Origin of the sequence: Desulfotruncus arcticus DSM 17038 (assembly GCF_900113335.1) — a bacterium.
Lineage (GTDB): Bacteria > Bacillota > Desulfotomaculia > Desulfotomaculales > Desulfallaceae > Desulfotruncus > Desulfotruncus arcticus.
This window is the reverse complement of the sequence record NZ_FOOX01000004.1, coordinates 63,370-84,280: the sequence shown is the minus strand read 5'-3', so window position 1 is coordinate 84,280 and position 20,911 is coordinate 63,370. Positions and strand designations below refer to the sequence as shown.

The window sequence follows — 20,911 nt, the reverse complement described above, 5'->3', positions numbered from 1 at the left end:
AAAACCTGAATAACTGGGAGATAGTCAATGATTAATGACGCTGAATGGGCAATGACATTTCTGCGGAAAAAGGTACTAGAAAGCAGCGAGTTTTGGGGAACTCTCCCGAAAGAAAGAATCGACTATGTCACCAAATATCTGTACGATGAATCTTATCAGAGAGCCGCACAAATAAATTTCAATTTATTCGGAATGACCCAAACCTGCGGCCCGATTTTGGATATGGCAGCCGGCTGCGGACAGTTTGTATTTTGGTCTTTAAAAAAGGGATATGATTGTTATGGAATCGAACCGGAGCAATGGAAACTGGACTTCATCAAAGAAAAGATCATCCGCGAACGTTATCCCAAAGAGTGGTATGCACGCTTTATACGAGGCTATGGCGAATCTCTGCCTTTTTTAGATAATCATTTCCAATATATAAACTCAGACCAAACATTAGAGCATGTTCAAAACCCGGACCTTGTAATAAAGGAGATGATACGCATTACCAAACCCGGTGGGGGAATTCATATTAGATGCCCGGATTATCGAGGAACATTTGAAGCACATTACAGGCTTCCCTGGTTACCTCTTTTCCCTCATAAAATTGCCAAACTTTTTTTGCGCATGCTCGGCAGACCGTCTAATGGTCTTGACACTCTCCAATATGTAACAAAAAACAGCATTTATAAAGCAATAAGAAAAGTTGAACGGCAATACCCGGGATTAGGACTAACTGTCATGGACGTCGACCAGCTTCAATTTAACCAGAAGTTGCGGAGAAAACGTCTACCCGGCTTATCAATTTTTTATCTAATTTACAAATGTTTTCGTTATTCTAGTTGTTTATTTAGATCAGTAACCGGTGTAAACATTTTTATACGCGTTGTGAAGAAATAGAAAGCTTATCATCATAAGGGGAAAAACAATTAAGTAAACTCCAGGAGTTGTTTTGTTTTAATGGATAATTTGCGGACTCGAACCTTGTCGGGTGTTGCCTGGAGTGGAGCAGCTCAATTAATACGCCAACTGTTATACTTCGTAATTTCCGTAATTCTGGCGCGTTTAATGAGCCCCCGGGAATTTGGTTTAATCGGCATGACCACCGTTTTTACCGGTTTTGCCGCTCTTTTTTCGGATTTGGGCCTGGGGGCGGCGCTAATCCAAAAGTCCGGCATTGAAGAACGGCACCTAAGTACGGTATTTTGGATCAATATTGCTGCCGGAGTTGTTTTAACTGCGGTTGTAATTGCCGCCGCACCCCTTATAGCCATGTTTTACCAAGAGCCGGCCCTGCGTTTGCTAACCATGGCAATTGCCTTTAATTTCGTTATCGGGGCATTTAAGGTAGTACATAATGCCCTATTACAAAAAGCAATGGATTTTCGAAGGTTAGCCAAGATTGAAATTGCCGCGGTTTTTATATCCGGATCTGCAGCCACAGTTGCTGCTTTGTCAGGTTTCGGAGTATGGAGTATGGTAATCCAATCCCTTGTATTAACAGTCACTTCTGTAGTTATAATGTGGTTGTGTTCAACATGGCGTCCCACTTGGCACTACGATACCGGAGCGCTTAAAGAATTAACCGGCTTCAGCACTAGCCTGTTGGGTTTCAATGTTATAAATTACTGGATTAGAAATCTTGATAATGTGCTAATAGGCAAGTATATCAGTTCAACAGCGTTGGGTATCTATACCAGGGCTTACAGCCTGATGCTGCTGCCTCTTACTCAGATATCAAGAGTTATATCCCTGGTAATGTTTCCGGCTATGTCCGCAATTCAAAAAGATCTCAGCAAAACAAAAGAAGTTTACCTTCGTTCGACACGAATAATAGCCTTGGTCACTTTCCCCTTAATGATGGGCCTGCTGGTGGTTGCAGAACCATTTATAGCAACAATATATGGTAATAAGTGGCAGGGAGTGATTCCGGTCCTCAAGATATTTTGTTTAAACGGCGCGATGCAGTCTGTGGGAACTACGGTTGGCTGGATCTATACTTCCCAGGGGCGAACGGACCTAATGTTTAAGTGGAGCCTGTTTGCCGGATTAATAAAAGGCACTTCAATTATCATCGGCTTACGGTGGGGTATTACAGGTGTAGCAGCGGCATATGTCCTTAGCGGCTGTATCGTACTTTGGTACCCGGCCTGGGCAATTCCGGGGCGTTTGATTGGCCTGAGTTTTGGGGAAATGCTGAAAAATTTATCCGGGTCTTTTTATTGTACTGTTTTAATGGGAATTGCTGTTTGGGTTTTGGGGTTTATGCTGCCGCTTAACTGGCGGCACTGGGAATATTTATTGTCGCAAGTTTGTTTTGGGATACTGATTTACTTGATATTGCTGCATGCATTTAATATTAAGGCTTACAGAGAAATAAAAGAGTTATTGCGCAAACAGTGGTTTAGGAGTCGATAAAGCTTTTATGATGAGAGGTCTTTTAGTATGATCAATAAAGAAATTACATTAATTCACTCGGTTCCCCGTTGGCTCCCGCAAACGGAAACCTGACTGTACAATCAAATTAAATATTTGCTTCCTTTTGTAAAGAATCATGTTGTCTGCGAAGCAACAGAAAACCTTGACCAGTTTTATTTACCTAAGATTCATGTAATAAGCAGGGCCTCGTCCTGGCGTTACCTGTTGAACATAGCTCTGTGTAAGCTGGGCATACGAAATAATACAGACTTTCTGGTACAGCTGGCAAAGGAGTGTCAAGCTTCAGTATTACACTCTCACTTTGGGCATACAGGATGGAAAAATATGGTGGCGGCCCGGCGGGCAGGGTTGAGGCATCTGGTTACTTTTTACGGATTTGATGTCAATCATTTGCCTACTATTGATCCCCGTTGGCGTGAACGCTACAATACCCTTTTTATGCACGTGGATTATATTCTTTGTGAAGGATCTCATATGGCGAAGTGTATAAAAGAAATGGGATGTCCGGAACATAAAGTGCTGGTACATCATCTTGGTGTCAGGGCAGATGAAATTTCATTTAAACCCAGGGCATGGAGTCCGGGCGAGCCTTTGCGCGTTCTTATCGCAGCTTCGTTCCGGGAAAAAAAAGGTATTCCTTATGCCCTGGAAGCCTTGGGAAGATTGCAACACGATGTCCCCCTGCAAATCACCGTTATCGGTGACGCCGGCAGTAAACCGGCGAGCCTGGTTGAAAAAGAGAGAATTTTATCTGTTATTAAGAAACATAATCTAAAACCCATAGTGCGTATGCTTGGTTTCCAACCCTATAATGTGCTGTTCGAAGAAGCTTACAAACACCATGTTTTTCTTTCGCCAAGCATTACTGCAAGCGATGGTGATACCGAAGGAGGGGCACCGGTAACGATTATAGAAATGGCAGCCACAGGAATGCCGGTGATCAGTACGACACATTGTGACATTCCCGAGGTTATTCTTAACGGCTATACTGGATTGTTGGCGGAAGAACGAAACGTTGGGGGATTGTTGGCACACCTTAAATGGTTAGTCAGTCATCCCGATAAATGGCTGTCAATGCTTGAACACAGTCGTAGGCATATAGAAACAAAATACAATGCTCAAAAACAAGGGGTTTATTTATCGGAAATTTATAGGGAGTTGGCTTGCCGGTAGGCGAGGAAGGGTGATAAACATAGTGGATGATGCAGAAAAAAAGCCAAAGGTGAGCGTGGTGATCCCAACGTACAACCGGGCACACACACTGGATCGAGCAATAAAAAGCATTTTAGGCCAGACTTTTAATGACTTGGAATTAATCATAGTGGATGACGGGTCTACCGATAATACGATAGAAGTGGTATCCAGCGTTAACGATCCTCGTATTCGTTATATTCGGCATGATTCCAACCAGGGTGCCAATGCAGCCAGAAATACAGGTATCAAAACTGCCTGCGCCGAATTTGTAGCTTTTCAGGATAGCGATGACGAATGGCTGCCGGAAAAACTGGAGAAACAAGTAGGCGTATTAGAGGCTACAAGCCATGAAGTTGCTGCTGTTTATACAGGTTTTTTACGCTTAAAAGGAGACGAGGTTACTTACATTCCCGGGGATCATATTTCTAAGAAGGAAGGATATATTCACCAACAACTTCTAAAAGGCAACTTTATTACTACGCAAACGGTACTGGCAAGACGTCAATGCATTGTTGACTGTGGCATGTTTGACGAAGAAATGCCCAGACTGCAAGACTGGGATTTGTGGATTCGTATAGCACGTAATTATCGTTTTTCATATATAAACGAGCCTTTGGTAAGAGCTTATCATACCCAAGACAGTATTAGTAAAAATATGGCAGCATATGATGCTGCCATGGGTAGGATTATTGCTAAGTATCGCGATGATTATTTAAGATATCCCAACACGGCGTGCCGGATATTACGTTTTTATGCCTTGATTAAAATTAACGGGGATGAAATTGCGTTAGCCAGGAAGTACCTATGGGAGAGTTTTTTTGTAAAGCCCAACATTAAGTCGCTGGTCTCTCTAGGGGCTTCTTTATTTGGAAGTAAAATGTACCTGAAACTATGGAAAACATGGTTAAATTGGAGAAATTCCAGATTTTTTTAAAATCTTAATTCAGTTCAATTATCTTTCTTAAATAAAGAGATATTTCAAGCCTGCCCCCTTCCCCTGACCAAAAAAAAAGAGAGCCTATGCTCCCTTTAGCTTTCAAATACAGGAGTGCTGAGGTAACGCTCGCCTGTGTCCGGTAATATCGTTAGTACAGTTTTACCGGCGCCCAGCTCCCGGCCGACAGCCAGAGCGGCAACAACGGCGGCGCCGCCGGAGATGCCGGTTAGTATCCCTTCCTCCCGAGCCAGCCGCCTGGTCATGGTATAGGCCTCCTCATCGCCCACCGCATAAGGTGAATCAACTAAAGATAAGTCCAGATTTTCGGGGACGAAACCGTCGCCGATGCCCTGGATGCCGTGGGGTCCGGGCTTGCCGCCCGATAGAACAGCGGAGCCCTTCGGCTCGACGGCATAGACTTTAAGCCCCGGGTAGCGGCTTTTTAAAACCCTGGCCACACCGGTTAGCGTGCCGCCTGTGCCAACACCGGCAATATAGGCGTGAATCTCCCCTTCCACTTGTTCCATAATTTCCCTGGCAGTGGTCCGCTCATGGAATGCCGGGTTTTCGGGGTTGGAAAACTGGTCCGGCATCCAGGCACCCGGAATTTGAGCAGTAAGTTCCCTGGCTTTGCGGACAGCCCCGTCAACGTCTTCCGCAGCCGGCGTCAGCACCACCTCTGCGCCGTAGGCCCTGGCCAGCTGTCTTCTTTCCTTGCTCATGGAATCGGGCATAACCACAATAACCCGGTATCCCTTGACTGCGCCTACCATGGCCAGTGCGATGCCCTGGTTGCCGCTGGTCGGTTCGACAATCGTCGCGCCCGGTTTAATCGTGCCTTTTTGTTCGGCTGCGGTAATCATCCCCAGTGCTGCCCTGGCTTTGGCGCTTCCACTGGGATTAAACATTTCCAACTTGACCAGTATGTCTGCCGGACAATTATCCTTTACTTTATGCAACCGCACCACCGGCGTACGGCAAACAAGCTCAAGTACGCTTTCTTTTATATCAGGCATGATGTCTTACGTCCTTCCGTGAGTTTTTATCTTCGTACAGCCTGTAAAACCCCGCCCTCTCAGGTCGGGGATTAACAGGCTGTAAACTCGAAATAAGTGCGACTAAGGGCTCAGATGGGGTCAAAAACCTCACCTGAACCAAGTCTTCTTTATTGACAAATGCCAATTATTATTTTTAAAATAAAAAAATGGAGGAAATATAAAATGACTGACCCAAATGAAAAGGAAAAAAAAGACTCCTACCTTGCCGTTAGAACGGTTATTGAGCTGATAAAATGTCATGATGTTTTCGAAGACACCATGGCCAGACATTTTGCCAGGTTTGGCCTTTCCCAACCCAAATTCAACGCACTGATGCAGCTTCGTCAAGCAGGCGAACAGGGGTTGGCTTTATCTGAGCTGGGTGAGCGGATGTTTGTTAGCAGGGCCAATATCACCGGGCTGATCGACCGGATGGAAAAAGACGACCTGGTGGTTCGGGAAGTGGACCGCCGGGACCGCCGGGTGTTCAGGGCCAAGCTGACACCTAAAGCCACCAACCTGCTGGAAATTATTTTACCCGTACACCTTGCTTTTACCCAAGAGACCATGTCGGGTTTGACAATAGACGAAAAAGAACTATTTTTGTCTTTACTGCAGAGATTAAGAGAAGGCATGGAGTAATCCAGTTGCGGGAGTGCAATAGCAGCAGGCGAAAGCAGGCAGTGGCATGTTACCAAGCTTCAAGTAACGATGCGGCGGAATAATCCGCCGCATTATTTTGTTTTCCCGTACCTGAGTTTAACGACTTCATCCCAGATCCTGTCGGCCAGTTCCAGCTTGTCCATCATGGGCAAAGATTCTATTCGCCTATCGGGAAAAACCAATTTAGCGATATTGGTATCAGTGCCAAACCCGGCGCCTGGCTGGGTAACGTCATTGGCGACTAAAAAGTCCAGGTTTTTTTTGGCTACCTTCTGCTGCGCGTTATTGATCAGGTCTTCCGTCTCTGCCGCAAAGCCAACCAGTATCTGGTGTTTTTTTTGTTGGCCCAGCTCAAAAAGAATATCTGCATTCTTTTCCAGCTCGATGATTAACCCGGAGTCGTTTTTTTTGATTTTCTGCTTTGAAACCATTTTGGGACGATAATCCGCAACTGCTGCCGCCTTAACCACGACATCAACCTGCTGATACAGGTTCATAACCTCCCGCAACATTTCCAGCGCGGTTTTTACGTGATAAGTTTTAACACCATCAGGAGGTTCCAGACAGGTCGGGGCTGTCACCAGGTGCACAACCGCTCCCCTGTTGACAGCCGCCGCTGCCAGAGCGTAACCCATTTTACCGGAACTCCGGTTGGAGATATACCTGACCGGATCAATAGGTTCCCTGGTTCCCCCGGCCGTCACCAACACCTGGCTGCCGGCAAGGTCACCTTCCGGTTCAAATACTTTTTTAATTAGTTTTACAATATCCTCAACAGCGGCCAGACGGCCGGGTCCTTCATCCCCGCAGGCCTGTCTGCCGACATCCGGCTCCACCAGGACAAAGCCTAATTTCCGCAGCCGTTTAATGTTTTCCTGCACTACGCTGTTGCGGTACATATATACGTTCATGGCAGGACAAACCAAAACAGGGCAGGTCATAGCCAATATTGAAGTAGTAAGCAAATCGTCGGCCATGCCATAGGCTATCTTAGCCATGATATTGGCTGTAGCAGGCATCACCAGAGCTATATCGGCCTTCCTGGCCAGCTCCAGGTGTGGAAAACGCCAACCCGGCGGTGCACTGAACGTGTCGACATGCACCCGGTTACCGGAAAGGGCTTCAAAGGCAAGGGGGCCGATAAATTCCCGGGCTCCGTGGGTCATAATTACATGTACTTCCGCCCCTGCCTTAACCAGCGTGCTGGTCAGGTCAAGTGCGCGGTGTGCCGCTATACCCCCGGTTACACCGATAACGACAAACTTGCCTTTAATCATACGGCACCCCCATTATTTTATGCCTTGCCTGGTTCTTCTGAATTTGATATTACCTTTAACTACCTCAAACAGCGCCGAAGAAACAGGGTTGCCGGCAGCTTCTCCGTCCTTATCGACATCCTGCTGCAGCGCTATTTCAGTAAGCTGGCGTGCCCTTTTGGCCGTAATAACCACAAGTGAATACCGGCTATCAACCCTTTGCATTAATTTATCAAGAGAAGGCTTATGCATCGCCATCGCATTATCCCTCCGACTTTTAGATATTATTACCAATTAGTTTTCAAAAATGATTCCACGTCCATTAGCGCGGGACGGCAGCTTTCTGCGGTGACAATAGCGTTAATTTTTCGCGCCGCTGCTTCAACCTGGTCGTTAATAACCAGATAGTCGTATTTATGAACTTCCTTGAGCTCCCTTTCAGCCCAACTCAGCCGGCGTTCAATATCACCGGCACTGTCGGTGCCGCGCTGTTTAAGGCGGGTTGCCAACTGACTGCGGGAAGGGGGAATCAAGAAAATCAAAACACATTGTGGATATTTGTTCTTAATCTGTAAGCCTCCTTGAACATCAATTTCCAGAATAACATCCCGTCCCCCGGAAAGATTTTTTTCAACAGGTTCCCGCGGCGTACCGTAATAATTGCCATATACATCCGCCCATTCCAGCAGGCGGTCCGCGGCAATCATCTCCTCAAATTGTTCCCTGGTTAAAAAAAAATAATCAATTCCGTCTTGCTCTACGCCCCGGGGCTTTCTGGTTGTAGCCGACACCGACACCAGCAGACCGGGGTTTTCTTCAGTCAAGGCGTGACAAACAGTACCCTTGCCGGAACCGGAGGGACCTGAAATGACAATTAAATTTCCTTTGCTCTTCATACCGGCCAACCCTGTTACTCTTCATCGTTTTTAAGCGAGCCGTCTTTGTTAACCAGACGATGTGCTACAGTTTCCGGCTGAACGGCGGAAAGAATGACATGATCGCTGTCAGTGATAATAACCGCCCTGGTACGACGCCCGTAAGTGGCATCCACCAGCATCCCCCTGTCCCTGGCCTCAGTGATGATTCTCTTAATCGGTGCGGATTCGGGGCTGACAATGGCGATTATTCTATTGGCTGAAACTATATTGCCAAAACCTATGTTTACAAGTTTTATATCCATATTGCCGTCCTCCTCGTTTATTCCATGTTTTGGATTTGTTCTCTAATCTTCTCCAGTTCACTTTTTACCTCAACCACAAGACTATTAATAGTCAGGTCTGAAGCTTTTGATGCAATGGTATTTATTTCCCGATTCATTTCCTGAAGCAGGAAATCCATTTTTCTACCCACAGACTCGTCGCTGTTCAAACACCCTGCCAGTTGAGTTAAATGGCTGCCCAACCTGACGATTTCCTCCGTAATGCTTGAACGCTCTGCAAAAATAACAACTTCCCCTTCCAGCCTGGACGGGTCCAGGTTACCTTGTTCCAGTATATCTTTAAGCCGCTGTTTAAGCCGCTCCCGGTATTCCTCTACCACCACCGGGGAGCGCCGCTCTATTTGGGCTACCATTTCGGAAATGCGCTTTGCCCTGACCACAACATCTTCAGACAACTGTTTACCTTCTTTAATACGCATTTGCATCAGGCCATCAAGGGCATGATGCAAAGTACTTTCCAGAGTGGGCCACCATAATTCAACATCTTCCTCGGGCTCTTCCAGATTAAAAACTCCCGGCAGTTGCAGCAACTTGGAGATTTTAATTTCACCAGGCAAATTAAATTTGCTGTTTAATTCGGTCAAAGCCTTAAGGTACGACGCCGCTAATTCGCCGTCGGCCCTTACCAGCGCTCTGTTCTCGCCGCAAAGTTCTATTTTGATATAGACTTCAACCCTGCCGCGGGCAATTCTTTTTTGAATAACCCGTTTGATCCTGTCCTCCAGTACATTTAATAACCGGGGCATACGTAAAACAATTTCGCAATACCGATGATTTACGGATTTCATTTCAACATTAATTTTAACTTTTTCGTTGTTTATTTCCCCGCGACCAAACCCGGTCATGCTTTTTATCAATTTCTCACCACCCAATGCGCAAAGTGTATTTACCTTAGTATTAACTCCAGTTACAAACAATATATTTTCTACCTTAATTAAAGAATTCCTTTGAATTCCGGTTAATTATATCTGAAAAGGAAACCCCTAGTCAAAAAAAATAAACTTCTAACTTTATATTATATGCGGCAGCACCCTTTAATACCAGATAAAGTCAGAAGAATGAGATTGCCACGTCGCTTCGCTCTTTGCCATGACAGAATGCCTCAGAGTCGGAGAAAAATGGCCCCAATTTAAATTAAAATGCCGGCCTAAAAGGCCGGCGTTAATTCACTTCAGCTGAGTGATTACTTTTTCTATCCTGTCAACACCTTCTTTAATATTTTCCATTGAGGTGGCGTAGGAGAGCCTGAAGCAAGTATCATCACCAAAAGCTACACCGGGCACGATGGCAACGTGAGCTTTTTCCAGCAGCACGGCCGCCAGATCCGAGGCGCCGTTGATTACAGTACCGTCATAACTTCTGCCCAGCAGTGACTTAATTTCCGGAAAGACGTAAAACGCACCGCCCGGTCTGTCGCAGTTAACCCCCGGAATGGCATTCATCCTTTCCACCATATAGTCTCTGCGCTTCACAAATTCGGCAACCATTTTTTTAACCGGCTCCTGCGTCCCTACCAGCGCCTCAACTGTAGCCGCCTGGGCAATAGAGGTGGAATTGGAGGTGGAGTGGCTTTGCAGGTCCGCCATAGCTTTGGCCACGGGTGGCGGCGCCGCGGCGTAACCGATACGCCAGCCGGTCATGGCATAGGTTTTGGAAACCCCGTTAATCACTACGGTAAGCTCTTTTAATTCCGGGCTCAAAGAGGCGATACTCACATGTTCGTTGCCGTCATATAATAGTTTTTCATATATTTCATCAGAAATAATGGCTATGTTATGTTTAACCAGCAGCTCTCCCAGTGCGGTCAGTTCTTCCCGGGAGTAAACAGCGCCGGTTGGATTGCTGGGACTGTTTAATATGATCGCTTTGGTATTTGGCGTAATAGCTGCGGCTAATTCCCCGGGTGTGAGTTTAAAACTATTTTCAATGCGGGTGGGAATTACCACCGGCTTAGCCCCGGTTAACTTGATTTGTTCAAGATAGCTGACCCAGTACGGGGCCGGTAAAATAACATCGTCCCCTGCCTGGCACAATACCTGGAAAGCATTATAAAGTGAGTGTTTGGCACCCGCTGAAACAACAATTTGCCCGGGTTCATAAGTTAGCCCGTTGTCATCGGCAAATTTTTTAACAATGGCCTGGCGCAGGGGCAGTATCCCGGCAACGGGAGTATACCTGGTCATGCCTTGGTCTATGGCTTCCTTGGCCGCCAGCTTGATATTTTCCGGCGTCTCGAAGTCGGGTTCACCTACGCCAAAATTAACAACATTGATGCCTTCGGCAATCATTTTTTTAGCCTGAGCATCAATGGACAGAGTTGGTGACGGGCTGATGTTTTTTGCCCTATCAGCTAATAGCATTTGTTTCTCCTCCTGTAATAAACAAAGTAGTCAGTAGCCAGGAGTCAGTATTCAGAATATCACAAGCCAACAAAGTGTTTTTATTCTAACTCCTGAATTCTGACTCCTGACTCCTATATTTAAAACTTTACAGTCCCGATATTTTGCTTCATTCTTTCCAGCGCCTCAATCATGCGCTCTTTTTGCACGGTCAGGGCGATACGGAAAAATCCTGCTCCATTCTCGCCGTAGCCTGTACCCGGAGTGATAACCACACCGGCCTTTTCCAACACCAGTTCGGCAAAGGACTCAGAAGTATGGCCTGCCGGCACAGGTGCCCAAACATAGAAGGTTGCCTTTGGTTTGGTCAGGCTCCAGCCCATCCCGTTCAGGGCATCAACTAGAATGTCCCTTCTTTCCTGGTAAATCTTTTGCATTTTGCTTACATCATCCTGGGGTCCGGTCAAACCTTTAATTGCAGCATACTGAACAGCCTGGAACTGCCCGGAATCAATATTGGATTTAAGACGCCCCAGCGCTTCAACCACTGCGGGGTGGCCGGCAGCCCAGCCGATCCGCCAGCCGGTCATATTATAGGATTTGGAGACGGAATGAAATTCAATGCCCACATCAATAGCGCCCTGGAACTGCAGGAAGCTGGGCGGCTTATACCCGTCATAGGACATCTCCGAATAGGCTGCGTCGTGGCAAATCAGAATATTGTTTTCTCTGGCAAAAGCAATTACTTCCTGATAAAATTCTTCACCTGCCACCGCACCTGTCGGGTTGTTGGGGTAATTAATAAACATCATCTTGGCCCTGCGGGCAACATCGGCAGGTATCGCCCCCAGGTCGGGCAGAAAGCCCTTTTCAGCCTCCAAAGGCATGTAATATGGCTCGGCACCGGCCAAAATGGCTCCCCCCGCGTAAACAGGATAGCCCGGATCGGGCACCAGCACCGTATCGCCAGGGTTAAGGTAACACCAGGCAATATGGGCTATCCCTTCCTTGGAACCAATAACGGAAACTATTTCGCTGTCGGGGTTAAGCTCCACTCCAAAGCGGTTTTGGTACCACCGGGCCACCGCCTGGCGGTAAGAAAGCATTCCAACGGAGGATGGATACTGGTGGTTGGCGGGCACTTCCGCTTGTTTTTGTAACTCTTCAATTATATGGCCGGGGGTCGGCATGTCCGGGTCACCAATACCCAGGCTGATGACGTCCACACCTGCCTTGCGTTTGGCAGCAATTAATTTTTCAATACGGGCAAACAGATAGGGGGGTAAATTTTTAATCCTTTGGGCTTCTTCCAATTGTAAACTCAATTACACACGACCTCCTTGTAAAATCAACCATCCATGTTCTATATTCTTATATTCCTGTCTTAAACAGGATAATTACCCGTAAAAACTTCCTGTGCCGGGCCGGTCATATATACCCGGTCGTCACCGGCCCATTCAATGTCCAGCGGGCCGGCGTGCAGGTACACCCGGACTTTCCTGCCGGTTAAGCCGTTTAAGGCTGCCGCCACCGCCGTTGCGCATGCCCCGGTGCCGCAAGCCAGGGTGGGACCGGCACCTCTTTCCCAAACCCTCATCCGCACTTCGTGATCATTTAAAACTTGAACAAACTCCACATTGGTTTTACGGGGGAAAAGGTTGTGTGTTTCCAGCACTGGTCCCAGGTTTTCCAGTGGAACAGCATGCACATCGGGAACAAAAATTATGCAATGTGGATTACCCATGGATACGGTGGTAATATGATAAACCTTACCTTCCGCTTCAAGTGGTTCGTTAACGACTCTGCCTGCAGGGCCGGTCATTGGAATCTGCTCCCGCTCCAACCGGGGCACACCCATATCGACCCTGACGGCGGCAACTGCCGAACCTTCAATAATTAATTCCGGAACCATAATTCCGGCGGCTGTTTCCACTTGCAGCGTGGTTTTATCGAACAGCCCCCGCTCATAGGCGTATTTGGCAACGCAGCGAATAGCGTTACCGCACATTTCAGCTTCACTCCCGTCGGAATTAATTATCTGCATGGCAATATCCGCCTTTTGGCTGGGGCGTAATAATACCAAACCGTCAGCCCCAATACCGAAATGCCTGTCGCAAATCTTGATTGCCAGTTCGGCCAGGCTTTCGGTCAGATTTTTTTCTTCTTCCCGGCTGACTTCTTTCATGTTGACTAAAACGAAATCATTCCCCAATCCCTGTACTTTGGTAAACTTCAACGGACTATTCACTCCCGATTTTTTGTTCAGTTTATTATAACACTTCCCTGCCGGTCAAATCTTTCCTTCCCTGATGTATTCATGTATACATGATATTTGTCCCATGGCCAATAATCCATGCGCAAGCGCTTTATTAACCCCGGGCAGCCGCAAAAAACGCACGCTAAATTATTTTCCTTAGCACGCGTTTTATATTTTTTACCCCTTATTACTACAATCTTTGCCATACCCGGCAAATTACATTTCATGAACAGCAAAAAAAAGCTGCGTAAATCATTAATTTATTAAATATTAAGGAATACTTAAAATGAATGTAATATTTTAATTCTATATTTGATACAGGGATGACAAGCCAGCTTGATTAAAGAATGACATGATTAAATAATGGGAGGTAGTTTGATGGAAAAATATATTTGCACCCTTTGCGGCTACGTCTATGACCCTGCTGAAGGCACTGATGATATACCACCCGGTATTTCCTTTGAAGACCTGCCCGAGGATTGGGTGTGCCCGGAATGCCTTGCGGAAAAAGAAGTTTTTCAACTGGAATACCTGGCCACGCATAGAAAAACTCCCCGCGGCTAATATGCGGCTAATAATTTTGGGGTTCCATTTGCTTTACTCAACCAGCTCAATTGCCCCGAAACTGCAATTTTCCAGGCATTTACCGCATTCCAGACAACGGGCCGGGTCAATACTGTAAAATGGATATGTTTTTTTAACCGCTCCAGCCGGGCAAATAGCTGTACAAGTATCGCAAAAGCGGCATTTATCTGTAATTCTGTACATTTTCAACACCTTAAAAAAGTATTTAAATATTGCTATCTATGAATATTTAAATACTTTTTTTATAATTAGTCAACTAAGCAATATTATCAAAAACTTTCCCTACTCCACACGTATATAGCTAATGTTAGTTCACAGTCCCTATGGTTACTTTAGTAATATCGGCATTAATCAAAACTTTGGAGTTAGGAATCATTTCCCAATCAGCTTGACATTATTTAATTAAAAAGGTAGGCTTTAGGAAAAGGAGGGGTGTTCTTGCGAACCGAAAATGCCGACAGGTTGTATACCTATGAGGATTATTTAAAAATTGACGACGACAATCAATACGAGCTGATCGGAGGGAAGTTAATTTTGGTTCCAGCACCAAAAACGATTCACCAGGAAATAACATTAGCAATAGCTTCAGTCATAAGAGATTTTGTTCGTAGAAGCAATTTAGGCAAGGTATTAATTGCCCCAACAGATGTTCTTTTATCAGAAACAGAAAAGCCCCAGCCGGATATACTTTTTATCTCAACAAAACGTTTGGGCATTATTACCGATATGAATGTTCAAGGTGCCCCCGACTTAGTGGTTAAAATATTGTCGCCGTCAACAGGCAAATATGATAAAGTCGAAAAAAGCAAAATGTATTACAAGCATGGAGTAAAGGAATACTGGATAGTTGACCCAGACCATAAAACTATTGAAGTTTTTATACCTGCCGAAAAAAACTGGAATCTGTTCCAATCCTATGATGATGAGGACACATTAGCGTCCCCTCTGTTAACCGGGTTAGAAATACAACTGAGTGACATTTTTAATTAAAGTTATAATTAAGCCGCCTATAAGAACGGGGCGGTTTTTTATAGGTACGTTAATTGTGTCAAGGGGACGGGATTGCTGACACTCAATAACCCTGTCCCCTTTAAATTTTCCTTAGACTGGAGGTGGCACCCCTCTATGCCTCTACAGTTTTTTTTAAAACAATACCCCTATTGTAATTCTTCCTATTTGTCGTTTTTGTGTAACCTTTACCAAACCTTATTCCCGGAACATTTTTAAATTTTTGCCGTCTTTATTGACAAAATGATAAAGATGGAGGGTAATTGGTTATGGGAAAATTACGGTTACGGGTTTGATTGCCGGTATTATCCCTCATAACTTTCGATTAAAGACTGGTCAGTTCCAAAAAACTTTATAACCCGGCAGTTTTATGACTTTATATATTAAGCCTTTAACGGTTCCATGTTGCGCATAATCATTGAAATGCAAATTAACAATATTCTTACTGACATTATTTATATTTATTATATATTTTGTGATTTCTTATATTCTACACCTTCCTTAAACACATTCCCCACAGCCTGACCTAAGTCAAAGTAACTGGTGCCCATCATAATCATCGGATTGATTTTTAGTGGGTCAGGCTTGTCGTCTGTCAAGCATTGCTTATTTAGGTATGTAGAAACTATCTCCCCAAAAAACACTTCAAAGCCGCAGATAGGAATGCTTTGAATGATCTTACAGAGAAAATTCAACGGACATTCGCTAATCATGGGAGCTTTTTCAAGTTCATCATAAAACGGAGTAAACACAATTGACTTGTCTGTTGTTTTTCCCGATACTATACCGCAATAATCTGTCATTTGAACTATATCTGCCGAGGGTACATTGATACTAAAATATCCATTTTCCTTAACCCCAATAGTTGTATAATGAGTGCTTTTTAATGAGATGTAAAACACTGGTTCCAGACACACCATACCAAATGCTCCAACGGTAGCATAGTTAGGCCTGCCATTTACATCGGCTCCGACAAGGACAGTTGGAGCAGGACTTACCATAGGATAATTTTTGATTTTTACTTTTTCCACATTAAAACCTCCCAAATTTTATTTTGCTTGGAAGCCAGCATTAAAAATATAATCGAAATCCTAAAAAAAGAATAGACTTTTTCTTTTTTGTTAGTTAAACTATTGTTATAGTATGCCCCAAAGCCTATATGCCATTTTTTTAATTTTCATGGGCATCTATATAATTCGAAAAATATTATGTTAAAAAGCCGATTATCCTTATCATAGGGAAAATCGGCTTTTTCATTCTATAAATGTCTTAACGTTGGTTTTCCAACATTTTACTGTAACAGATCCTTATTGCGTATAAAAAAACAAAATGCGTAACAACAATGTTTTTATTGTTACGCATTTTGTTTTTTGGGGTTTTCCTCACGTTGTTGAAGAAAGATACACGGAGGAAAATTGAACAACCCCGCAACTCTCTATCTGCTTCATAAGACTCCCGCCTCTATAAATAGTCTCAGTTGTATACATCCAACGCCACATCATTGTTTTGGCATTTAACAACATAACGCAAACTAATCAAAACCCTAATATTTATTGGACAGACCCCCTTGCACACAAGGAGGTCTGTTTAAAACTGAGCACTTTGCAACACTTACACCCATAACAATCCTTCAATTTTTACGGATTCAACTTGTCACCTGCAACACCGGCGCTTCATCCGCAACAACGACGCTGGCCGGGCTGTTGATTCCGGCAGCCACTCTTTTAACCTTAACCAGGGCGCCGGCGTAGGCCCTGGCGCTGGCCTCGATAACGTCGGTGCTGATACCCCGGCCCACTACCAGCCCGCCATCTGCGCAGCGCACCTTTACCGTGGCCTCGCCCAGGGCCTCCTTGCCCCGGCTGACGGACTGCAAAGTATAGTCCTCCAGAGCCACCGGCTCACCCACCAGCCGGTCAATAGCCTTGAAAACAGCATCCACCGGCCCGTTGCCGCAAGCGGCGTCTGTCACTGCAGCACCGTCCAACTCCAGGGTAACCGTGGCAGTGGCCCGGGAAGCCCCGGCGGTGGTTACTGAAATATGCTTGATCATGATCCGGCTCTCTTCCGAACCGCTGTCTCCCAACAGAGCATGTAAATCCTGGTCAAAAATCTCCCCCTTTTGATCAGCCAGCTGTAGGAAGCTTTGATACAGGGCCTCCAGGTTATCGTGCTCCGGGTGATAACCCAATTCTTCCAGTCTGTGCCGGAAGGCATGCCTGCCTGATCTGGCGCTTAAAACAATTCTGTTCTTCGGCACACCCACCACTTCCGGGTTGATAATTTCATAAGTGGTTCTTTCCTTTAATACACCATCCTGGTGAATACCCGAAGCATGCATAAAAGCATTGGCCCCCACGATGGCTTTATGGGCAGGCACCGGGACACCGGTAATCCGGGCCACCAGCCTGCTGGTGGCGGAAATTTCGCGGGTCTGCACTCCTGTGCTGATCCCGTGGCGGTTGCGCTGGGTGTAAATGGCCATGATCACTTCTTCCAGGGAGGTATTGCCGGCCCGCTCTCCGATACCGTTGATTGTACCCTCCACCTGACCGGCCCCGGCCATAATCCCGGCTACGGAGTTGGCAGTGGCCATCCCCAGGTCGTTGTGACAATGTATGCTGAGCACGGCCTTGTCGATATTACTAACGTGTTTCATTACATAGGTAACCATTTCAGCGTATTCCCAGGGGGTGGCATAGCCGACGGTATCCGGTATGTTGACCACCGTCGCCCCTGCTTCAATAACCTGTTCCAGAACCCGGACCAGGAAGGGAAGCTCACTGCGGAAAGCATCCTCCGCGTAAAATTCAACGTCACCCACATACTTTTTGGCATGTTTTACCGCCGCCACCGCGGTTTCCACCACCTGGTCGGGGGAAAGCCGCAGCTTTTGCGCCATATGCACCGGGGATACCGCTATACCGGTGTGAATCCTCGGGTACCCGGCCTCCCGCAGGGACTCGGCGCAGCAGTCGATATCATGCTCCACCGCCCGGGAAAGGCCGCAGACAATCACACCTTTCAGTTCCCGGGCCAGTGTGCGCACCGCTGCCAAATCTCCGGGCGAAGAAGCCGGGAAACCCGCCTCGATCACATCTACACCAAGCTTTACCAGCTGTCTGGCGATTTCAAGCTTTTCATGAACATTAAGTGTTATTCCCAGTGACTGTTCTCCATCCCTGAGGGTGGTATCAAATACATAGAGCCTGCGCATTTTATCTCTCCTCCTTGATTAAAAAATCGATTTTGTTTTTTACCGTTGGTAAGGCCACTAAGGTCAGATTCCACCGTACCACCACCCCCCATTGAATAAAATAAAAAACCCCTCGCCTCAATATATGAGACGAAGGGTTTGCCTCCGCGGTACCACTCAAATTAGCGACGTTAATGCCGCTCTCTTAAAGGATGCGGGATTGATAAGATCAATCAAATCCGATATCCCCTTCCTTTTAACGGTGGAAGACTCCGTCCGGACCTACTTTCCCAGGGATTTCGACCGGCTACTCCAGGGAGAGTTCGGCGCCCCACCCCTGACCGCCTCGCACCAACCGGCGGCTCTCTGAACCGGCAAAACCGCTTACTATTCCCTCTCATCGTCATTTTGAAATATTATTGCGATTTTACCAGTTACGCATGCGACTGTCAATAACCAAGTGGGTAAACGGAAGCGTTTTTTGCGGGTTATTGAAGGGAGATTAATCGCGCCCATCATATGGAACCTCAATAGGTGTAGACATTTATAGTAAAAATCAATAAAATATATTATGAAAAAAACAGGAGGTAAAAAAACGAAAACATGCGTTTCGACCGATAATTCCGTAACCAAATCAATATGGTTGTCTAAAATCTGCCTGCGGATGCAGCGGTCGGAATAAGTATGTCTTTTTTTAACCCCGGATAAAGAAAATATCATAATCGCCAAGTTCCATAATAGGTACTGTTTGTTTTTTATATGTTTGTTTCAACTCATAAGTATTTCTTTCGACCCTGTGTATCCTAGTGCAGGCAGAGCATAGGCCTGTATTTATTTGCAAAATAAGGATATGGAGGGTTATTTATGTTGATCCTTAAAGCAGAAGGACTTAAAAAAGATTGGAACGGCAAACAGGTATTTGAAAACATTAACTTGGAAATACACCAAGGAGAACGTTGCGCCCTGATAGGACAAAACGGAGTGGGAAAAACTACACTCCTGGGGTGCCTGTTGGGCCGGGTTTTCCCGGATGGAGGGAAAATTTTTCGCCGCTGGCCTGTAAAAGAATGGGGCAGCATTGAACAACATTTAATGGTCCCGGAGACTTTGACAATACAGGAATTTGTCCAATCAGGACACTCGGATTTATACCGGTTGAAACAAGAACTGAACCAACTTGAGGCTATAATGGAACATGAGAAAGGAAATGAATTAAACACCATATTTGAACGTTATAGTACTGCCCTGGAACATTACCAATCCCTGGGAGGATATGAGTGGGAATATAATGTGGAAGCTGTTTTGAGCCGGTTTGCCCTTTCAGGCAACGTCCCGTACAGGAAATTAAGCGGGGGGCAGAAAACCAAAGCCCAGTTGGCCCGGGTACTGGCAGGGAACCCTTCGTTTCTGCTCATGGATGAGCCTACAAACCATCTGGATATTGAGACACTGGACTGGTTAAGGAACTGGATCCAAACATTCAGCAACACCGTTTTATTTGTTTCACATGACCGGGAATTCATCGACCGTATAGCTGATAAAACGGTGGAGCTATCACCTAAAGGGACCAAAACCTACCAGGGAGGATACTCAGATTTCTTTCAGGAACGGGAGCGGGAGAGAAGGGAACAGGAATCCCTTTATAAAAAACAATTACAGGATAAAAAGAAACTGGAGGAAGCAATTCACCGTTACAGGGATTGGTTCACGAAGGCTCACGCGGCAGCAGGGGAGCGAAATCCTTTTTACAAGAAAAAAGCCGAAAAAAACAAAACCCGCTATAAAGCAAAGGAAAAGGCGCTTGAACGATTGGAAAAAGAACTGGTGGAACGGCCCAAAAATTCACCCGGTGTAATAGTCCACTTTGCAGGAAGTGATTTTCAGGCGCACCAGCTTGTCCGCATGGAGAACATAAGGTTTTCTTATAGTCATACGCAGTTGCTCCATGACGTGAATTTCACTATTTCCAGGGGTGACCGGCTGGCAGTGGTCGGCCCAAACGGAAGCGGAAAAACTACGCTGCTTAAGCTACTATCCGGGCAACTCCGGCCCCAGGTGGGAACGGTCACTCATCACCCGGCATTAAAGATAGGTTACTTTGCCCAGGAGCTGGATAACCTGCATGATGACAACACCATTTTGGATAGTTTGCTCTGTTTGCCGGAAATGACGCAGCGGGAAGCACGGAACATACTTGCCGGTTTCCTTTTTCGGCATGATGAAGTGTTCCGGAAAATAGGCAGCCTGAGCATGGGAGAACGGTGCCGGGTAGCCTTTGTTGCCCTTTATTTTTCCGGGGCCAACCTGATGGTGCTGGATGAACCGACGAATTACCTGGACATTCCCACTCGTGAGCGAATTGAGGAAGCCCTCATAGGATATCCCGGCGCCCTGGCAGTTGTGTCTCATGACCGGTATTTATTAAAAAAAGTTTCCAACCGGGTTGCCAGCTTGGATAGTGGTCAGTTGACATACTACCCCGGTAACTATGAAGAGTACCAAAATGACCTGCGTAAGCGGACCACTCAACCGGGTGATTCTGTACTGGAAGGGCGGATACTTTCTTTGAACTTGGAACTGACCCGGTTAATGACCGAAGAAGAACCGGAAGGAGAAGACGCCAGGGAAGCCCTTTATGCCCGTATCCGCGCAGTAAAGGCAGAATTGCACAAGTTAAAAAACGGTCAGGGGGACGGGGTTAGTGACAATCGCTAACTCTGCCTGCTTGGCATGAAAGAAGAGGACTTTTCCTTGAGCCTGGAAAGGACCTCCTGTTACAATGGTATAGGAAGATGGTGA

20 protein-coding genes and 1 other annotated feature are annotated in these 20,911 nt (G+C 46.0%); of the genes, 8 read left to right on the top strand and 12 right to left on the bottom strand.

The annotated features are described in order from the left end of the window. Positions 1-27 precede the first annotated feature (27 nt). From BM056_RS06995 to BM056_RS06980, 4 genes are all read left to right on the top strand, one after another. Entirely contained in the window at positions 28-882 is an 855-nt protein-coding gene (locus BM056_RS06995; protein ID WP_092470110.1) for a class I SAM-dependent methyltransferase, read from the top strand. A 60-nt stretch (positions 883-942) separates the two neighbouring features. Further along, positions 943-2,400 (top strand): MOP flippase family protein, encoded by a 1,458-nt coding sequence (locus tag BM056_RS06990; RefSeq protein ID WP_092470108.1) that lies wholly within the window; start codon positions 943-945, stop codon positions 2,398-2,400. Positions 2,401-2,514: 114 nt separating this feature from the next. Continuing rightward, positions 2,515-3,594 (top strand): glycosyltransferase, encoded by a 1,080-nt coding sequence (locus BM056_RS06985; protein WP_207648154.1) that lies wholly within the window; start codon positions 2,515-2,517, stop codon positions 3,592-3,594. A gap of 22 nt (positions 3,595-3,616) precedes the next feature. Then, complete coding sequence (locus tag BM056_RS06980; RefSeq protein ID WP_165613416.1) at positions 3,617-4,549, top strand: glycosyltransferase family 2 protein; 933 nt, start codon at positions 3,617-3,619, stop codon at positions 4,547-4,549. A 95-nt stretch (positions 4,550-4,644) separates the two neighbouring features. Here BM056_RS06980 and cysK read toward each other — a convergent pair whose 3' ends face one another. Then, positions 4,645-5,568: a cysteine synthase A gene (gene cysK / locus BM056_RS06975; protein ID WP_092470104.1), complete on the bottom strand. Its 924-nt coding sequence runs from the start codon at positions 5,566-5,568 to the stop codon at positions 4,645-4,647. A 204-nt stretch (positions 5,569-5,772) separates the two neighbouring features. On the opposite strand from cysK, the gene BM056_RS06970 reads away from it, so the two are divergent. Further along, complete coding sequence (locus BM056_RS06970) at positions 5,773-6,231, top strand: MarR family winged helix-turn-helix transcriptional regulator (RefSeq protein ID WP_092470102.1); 459 nt, start codon at positions 5,773-5,775, stop codon at positions 6,229-6,231. 92 nt (positions 6,232-6,323) lie between these two features. Here the strand turns inward: BM056_RS06970 and coaBC are convergent, their stop codons facing one another. The 8 genes from coaBC to dapF all read right to left on the bottom strand — a co-directional run bounded on the left by coaBC (position 6,324) and on the right by dapF (position 13,302). Then, positions 6,324-7,529 carry a bifunctional phosphopantothenoylcysteine decarboxylase/phosphopantothenate--cysteine ligase CoaBC gene (gene coaBC / locus BM056_RS06965; protein ID WP_092470100.1) on the bottom strand — a complete coding sequence of 402 codons (1,206 nt, stop codon included), beginning with the start codon at positions 7,527-7,529 and terminating at the stop codon, positions 6,324-6,326. Between the two features lie 12 nt (positions 7,530-7,541). After that, entirely contained in the window at positions 7,542-7,766 is a 225-nt protein-coding gene (gene rpoZ / locus BM056_RS06960; RefSeq protein WP_092470098.1) for a DNA-directed RNA polymerase subunit omega, read from the bottom strand. Positions 7,767-7,795: 29 nt separating this feature from the next. Further along, positions 7,796-8,404, bottom strand: a complete 609-nt coding sequence (gene gmk / locus BM056_RS06955; RefSeq protein ID WP_092470482.1) for a guanylate kinase — start codon at positions 8,402-8,404, stop codon at positions 7,796-7,798. A 14-nt stretch (positions 8,405-8,418) separates the two neighbouring features. Continuing rightward, positions 8,419-8,688, bottom strand: a complete 270-nt coding sequence (remA, locus tag BM056_RS06950; protein WP_092470096.1) for an extracellular matrix/biofilm regulator RemA — start codon at positions 8,686-8,688, stop codon at positions 8,419-8,421. 17 nt (positions 8,689-8,705) lie between these two features. Beyond that, positions 8,706-9,584: a YicC/YloC family endoribonuclease gene (locus BM056_RS06945; RefSeq protein ID WP_092470094.1), complete on the bottom strand. Its 879-nt coding sequence runs from the start codon at positions 9,582-9,584 to the stop codon at positions 8,706-8,708. A 309-nt stretch (positions 9,585-9,893) separates the two neighbouring features. Then, on the bottom strand, positions 9,894-11,087 hold the full coding sequence (locus BM056_RS06940) for a pyridoxal phosphate-dependent aminotransferase (RefSeq protein WP_092470093.1): 1,194 nt from the start codon (positions 11,085-11,087) through the stop codon (positions 9,894-9,896). A gap of 119 nt (positions 11,088-11,206) precedes the next feature. Next, positions 11,207-12,391, bottom strand: a complete 1,185-nt coding sequence (locus tag BM056_RS06935; protein WP_092470092.1) for an LL-diaminopimelate aminotransferase — start codon at positions 12,389-12,391, stop codon at positions 11,207-11,209. A gap of 59 nt (positions 12,392-12,450) precedes the next feature. Next, positions 12,451-13,302: a diaminopimelate epimerase gene (dapF, locus tag BM056_RS06930; protein WP_092470090.1), complete on the bottom strand. Its 852-nt coding sequence runs from the start codon at positions 13,300-13,302 to the stop codon at positions 12,451-12,453. A 399-nt stretch (positions 13,303-13,701) separates the two neighbouring features. Here dapF and BM056_RS06925 point away from each other — a divergent pair, with 399 nt between their 5' ends. Beyond that, entirely contained in the window at positions 13,702-13,887 is a 186-nt protein-coding gene (locus tag BM056_RS06925; RefSeq protein ID WP_092470088.1) for a rubredoxin, read from the top strand. A 33-nt stretch (positions 13,888-13,920) separates the two neighbouring features. On the opposite strand, the gene BM056_RS06920 is transcribed toward BM056_RS06925, so the two are convergent. After that, a complete protein-coding gene (locus BM056_RS06920) occupies positions 13,921-14,091 on the bottom strand; it encodes a DUF362 domain-containing protein (RefSeq protein ID WP_092470087.1) in 171 nt (56 codons plus the stop codon). Between the two features lie 255 nt (positions 14,092-14,346). Here BM056_RS06920 and BM056_RS06915 point away from each other — a divergent pair, with 255 nt between their 5' ends. Next, positions 14,347-14,898 carry a Uma2 family endonuclease gene (locus BM056_RS06915; RefSeq protein ID WP_092470085.1) on the top strand — a complete coding sequence of 184 codons (552 nt, stop codon included), beginning with the start codon at positions 14,347-14,349 and terminating at the stop codon, positions 14,896-14,898. A gap of 482 nt (positions 14,899-15,380) precedes the next feature. Here BM056_RS06915 and BM056_RS06910 read toward each other — a convergent pair whose 3' ends face one another. Both BM056_RS06910 and BM056_RS06905 read right to left on the bottom strand, forming a co-directional pair. Continuing rightward, on the bottom strand, positions 15,381-15,947 hold the full coding sequence (locus tag BM056_RS06910; RefSeq protein ID WP_092470083.1) for a flavin reductase family protein: 567 nt from the start codon (positions 15,945-15,947) through the stop codon (positions 15,381-15,383). A 614-nt stretch (positions 15,948-16,561) separates the two neighbouring features. Continuing rightward, complete coding sequence (locus BM056_RS06905; RefSeq protein ID WP_092470081.1) at positions 16,562-18,133, bottom strand: 2-isopropylmalate synthase; 1,572 nt, start codon at positions 18,131-18,133, stop codon at positions 16,562-16,564. Positions 18,134-18,255: 122 nt separating this feature from the next. Next, positions 18,256-18,522: a binding site (T-box leader), on the bottom strand. Positions 18,523-18,976: 454 nt separating this feature from the next. On the opposite strand from BM056_RS06905, the gene abc-f reads away from it, so the two are divergent. Beyond that, positions 18,977-20,827 carry a ribosomal protection-like ABC-F family protein gene (abc-f, locus tag BM056_RS06895; RefSeq protein ID WP_092470077.1) on the top strand — a complete coding sequence of 617 codons (1,851 nt, stop codon included), beginning with the start codon at positions 18,977-18,979 and terminating at the stop codon, positions 20,825-20,827. Positions 20,828-20,911 lie beyond the last annotated feature (84 nt).

What these genes read in the sequence shown, in the direction of transcription:
- BM056_RS06995 (WP_092470110.1), top strand. Translation starts at nt 28, where the DNA reads ATGATTAATGACGCTGAATGGGCAATGACATTTCTGCGGAAAAAGGTA.
- cysK (WP_092470104.1), bottom strand. Translation starts at nt 5,568, where the DNA reads ATGCCTGATATAAAAGAAAGCGTACTTGAGCTTGTTTGCCGTACGCCG.
- BM056_RS06940 (WP_092470093.1), bottom strand. Translation starts at nt 11,087, where the DNA reads ATGCTATTAGCTGATAGGGCAAAAAACATCAGCCCGTCACCAACTCTG.
- gmk (WP_092470482.1), bottom strand. Translation starts at nt 8,404, where the DNA reads ATGAAGAGCAAAGGAAATTTAATTGTCATTTCAGGTCCCTCCGGTTCC.
- BM056_RS06905 (WP_092470081.1), bottom strand. Translation starts at nt 18,133, where the DNA reads ATGCGCAGGCTCTATGTATTTGATACCACCCTCAGGGATGGAGAACAG.
- BM056_RS06925 (WP_092470088.1), top strand. Translation starts at nt 13,702, where the DNA reads ATGGAAAAATATATTTGCACCCTTTGCGGCTACGTCTATGACCCTGCT.
- rpoZ (WP_092470098.1), bottom strand. Translation starts at nt 7,766, where the DNA reads ATGGCGATGCATAAGCCTTCTCTTGATAAATTAATGCAAAGGGTTGAT.
- remA (WP_092470096.1), bottom strand. Translation starts at nt 8,688, where the DNA reads ATGGATATAAAACTTGTAAACATAGGTTTTGGCAATATAGTTTCAGCC.
- BM056_RS06990 (WP_092470108.1), top strand. Translation starts at nt 943, where the DNA reads ATGGATAATTTGCGGACTCGAACCTTGTCGGGTGTTGCCTGGAGTGGA.
- coaBC (WP_092470100.1), bottom strand. Translation starts at nt 7,529, where the DNA reads ATGATTAAAGGCAAGTTTGTCGTTATCGGTGTAACCGGGGGTATAGCG.
- BM056_RS06970 (WP_092470102.1), top strand. Translation starts at nt 5,773, where the DNA reads ATGACTGACCCAAATGAAAAGGAAAAAAAAGACTCCTACCTTGCCGTT.
- BM056_RS06920 (WP_092470087.1), bottom strand. Translation starts at nt 14,091, where the DNA reads ATGTACAGAATTACAGATAAATGCCGCTTTTGCGATACTTGTACAGCT.
- abc-f (WP_092470077.1), top strand. Translation starts at nt 18,977, where the DNA reads ATGTTGATCCTTAAAGCAGAAGGACTTAAAAAAGATTGGAACGGCAAA.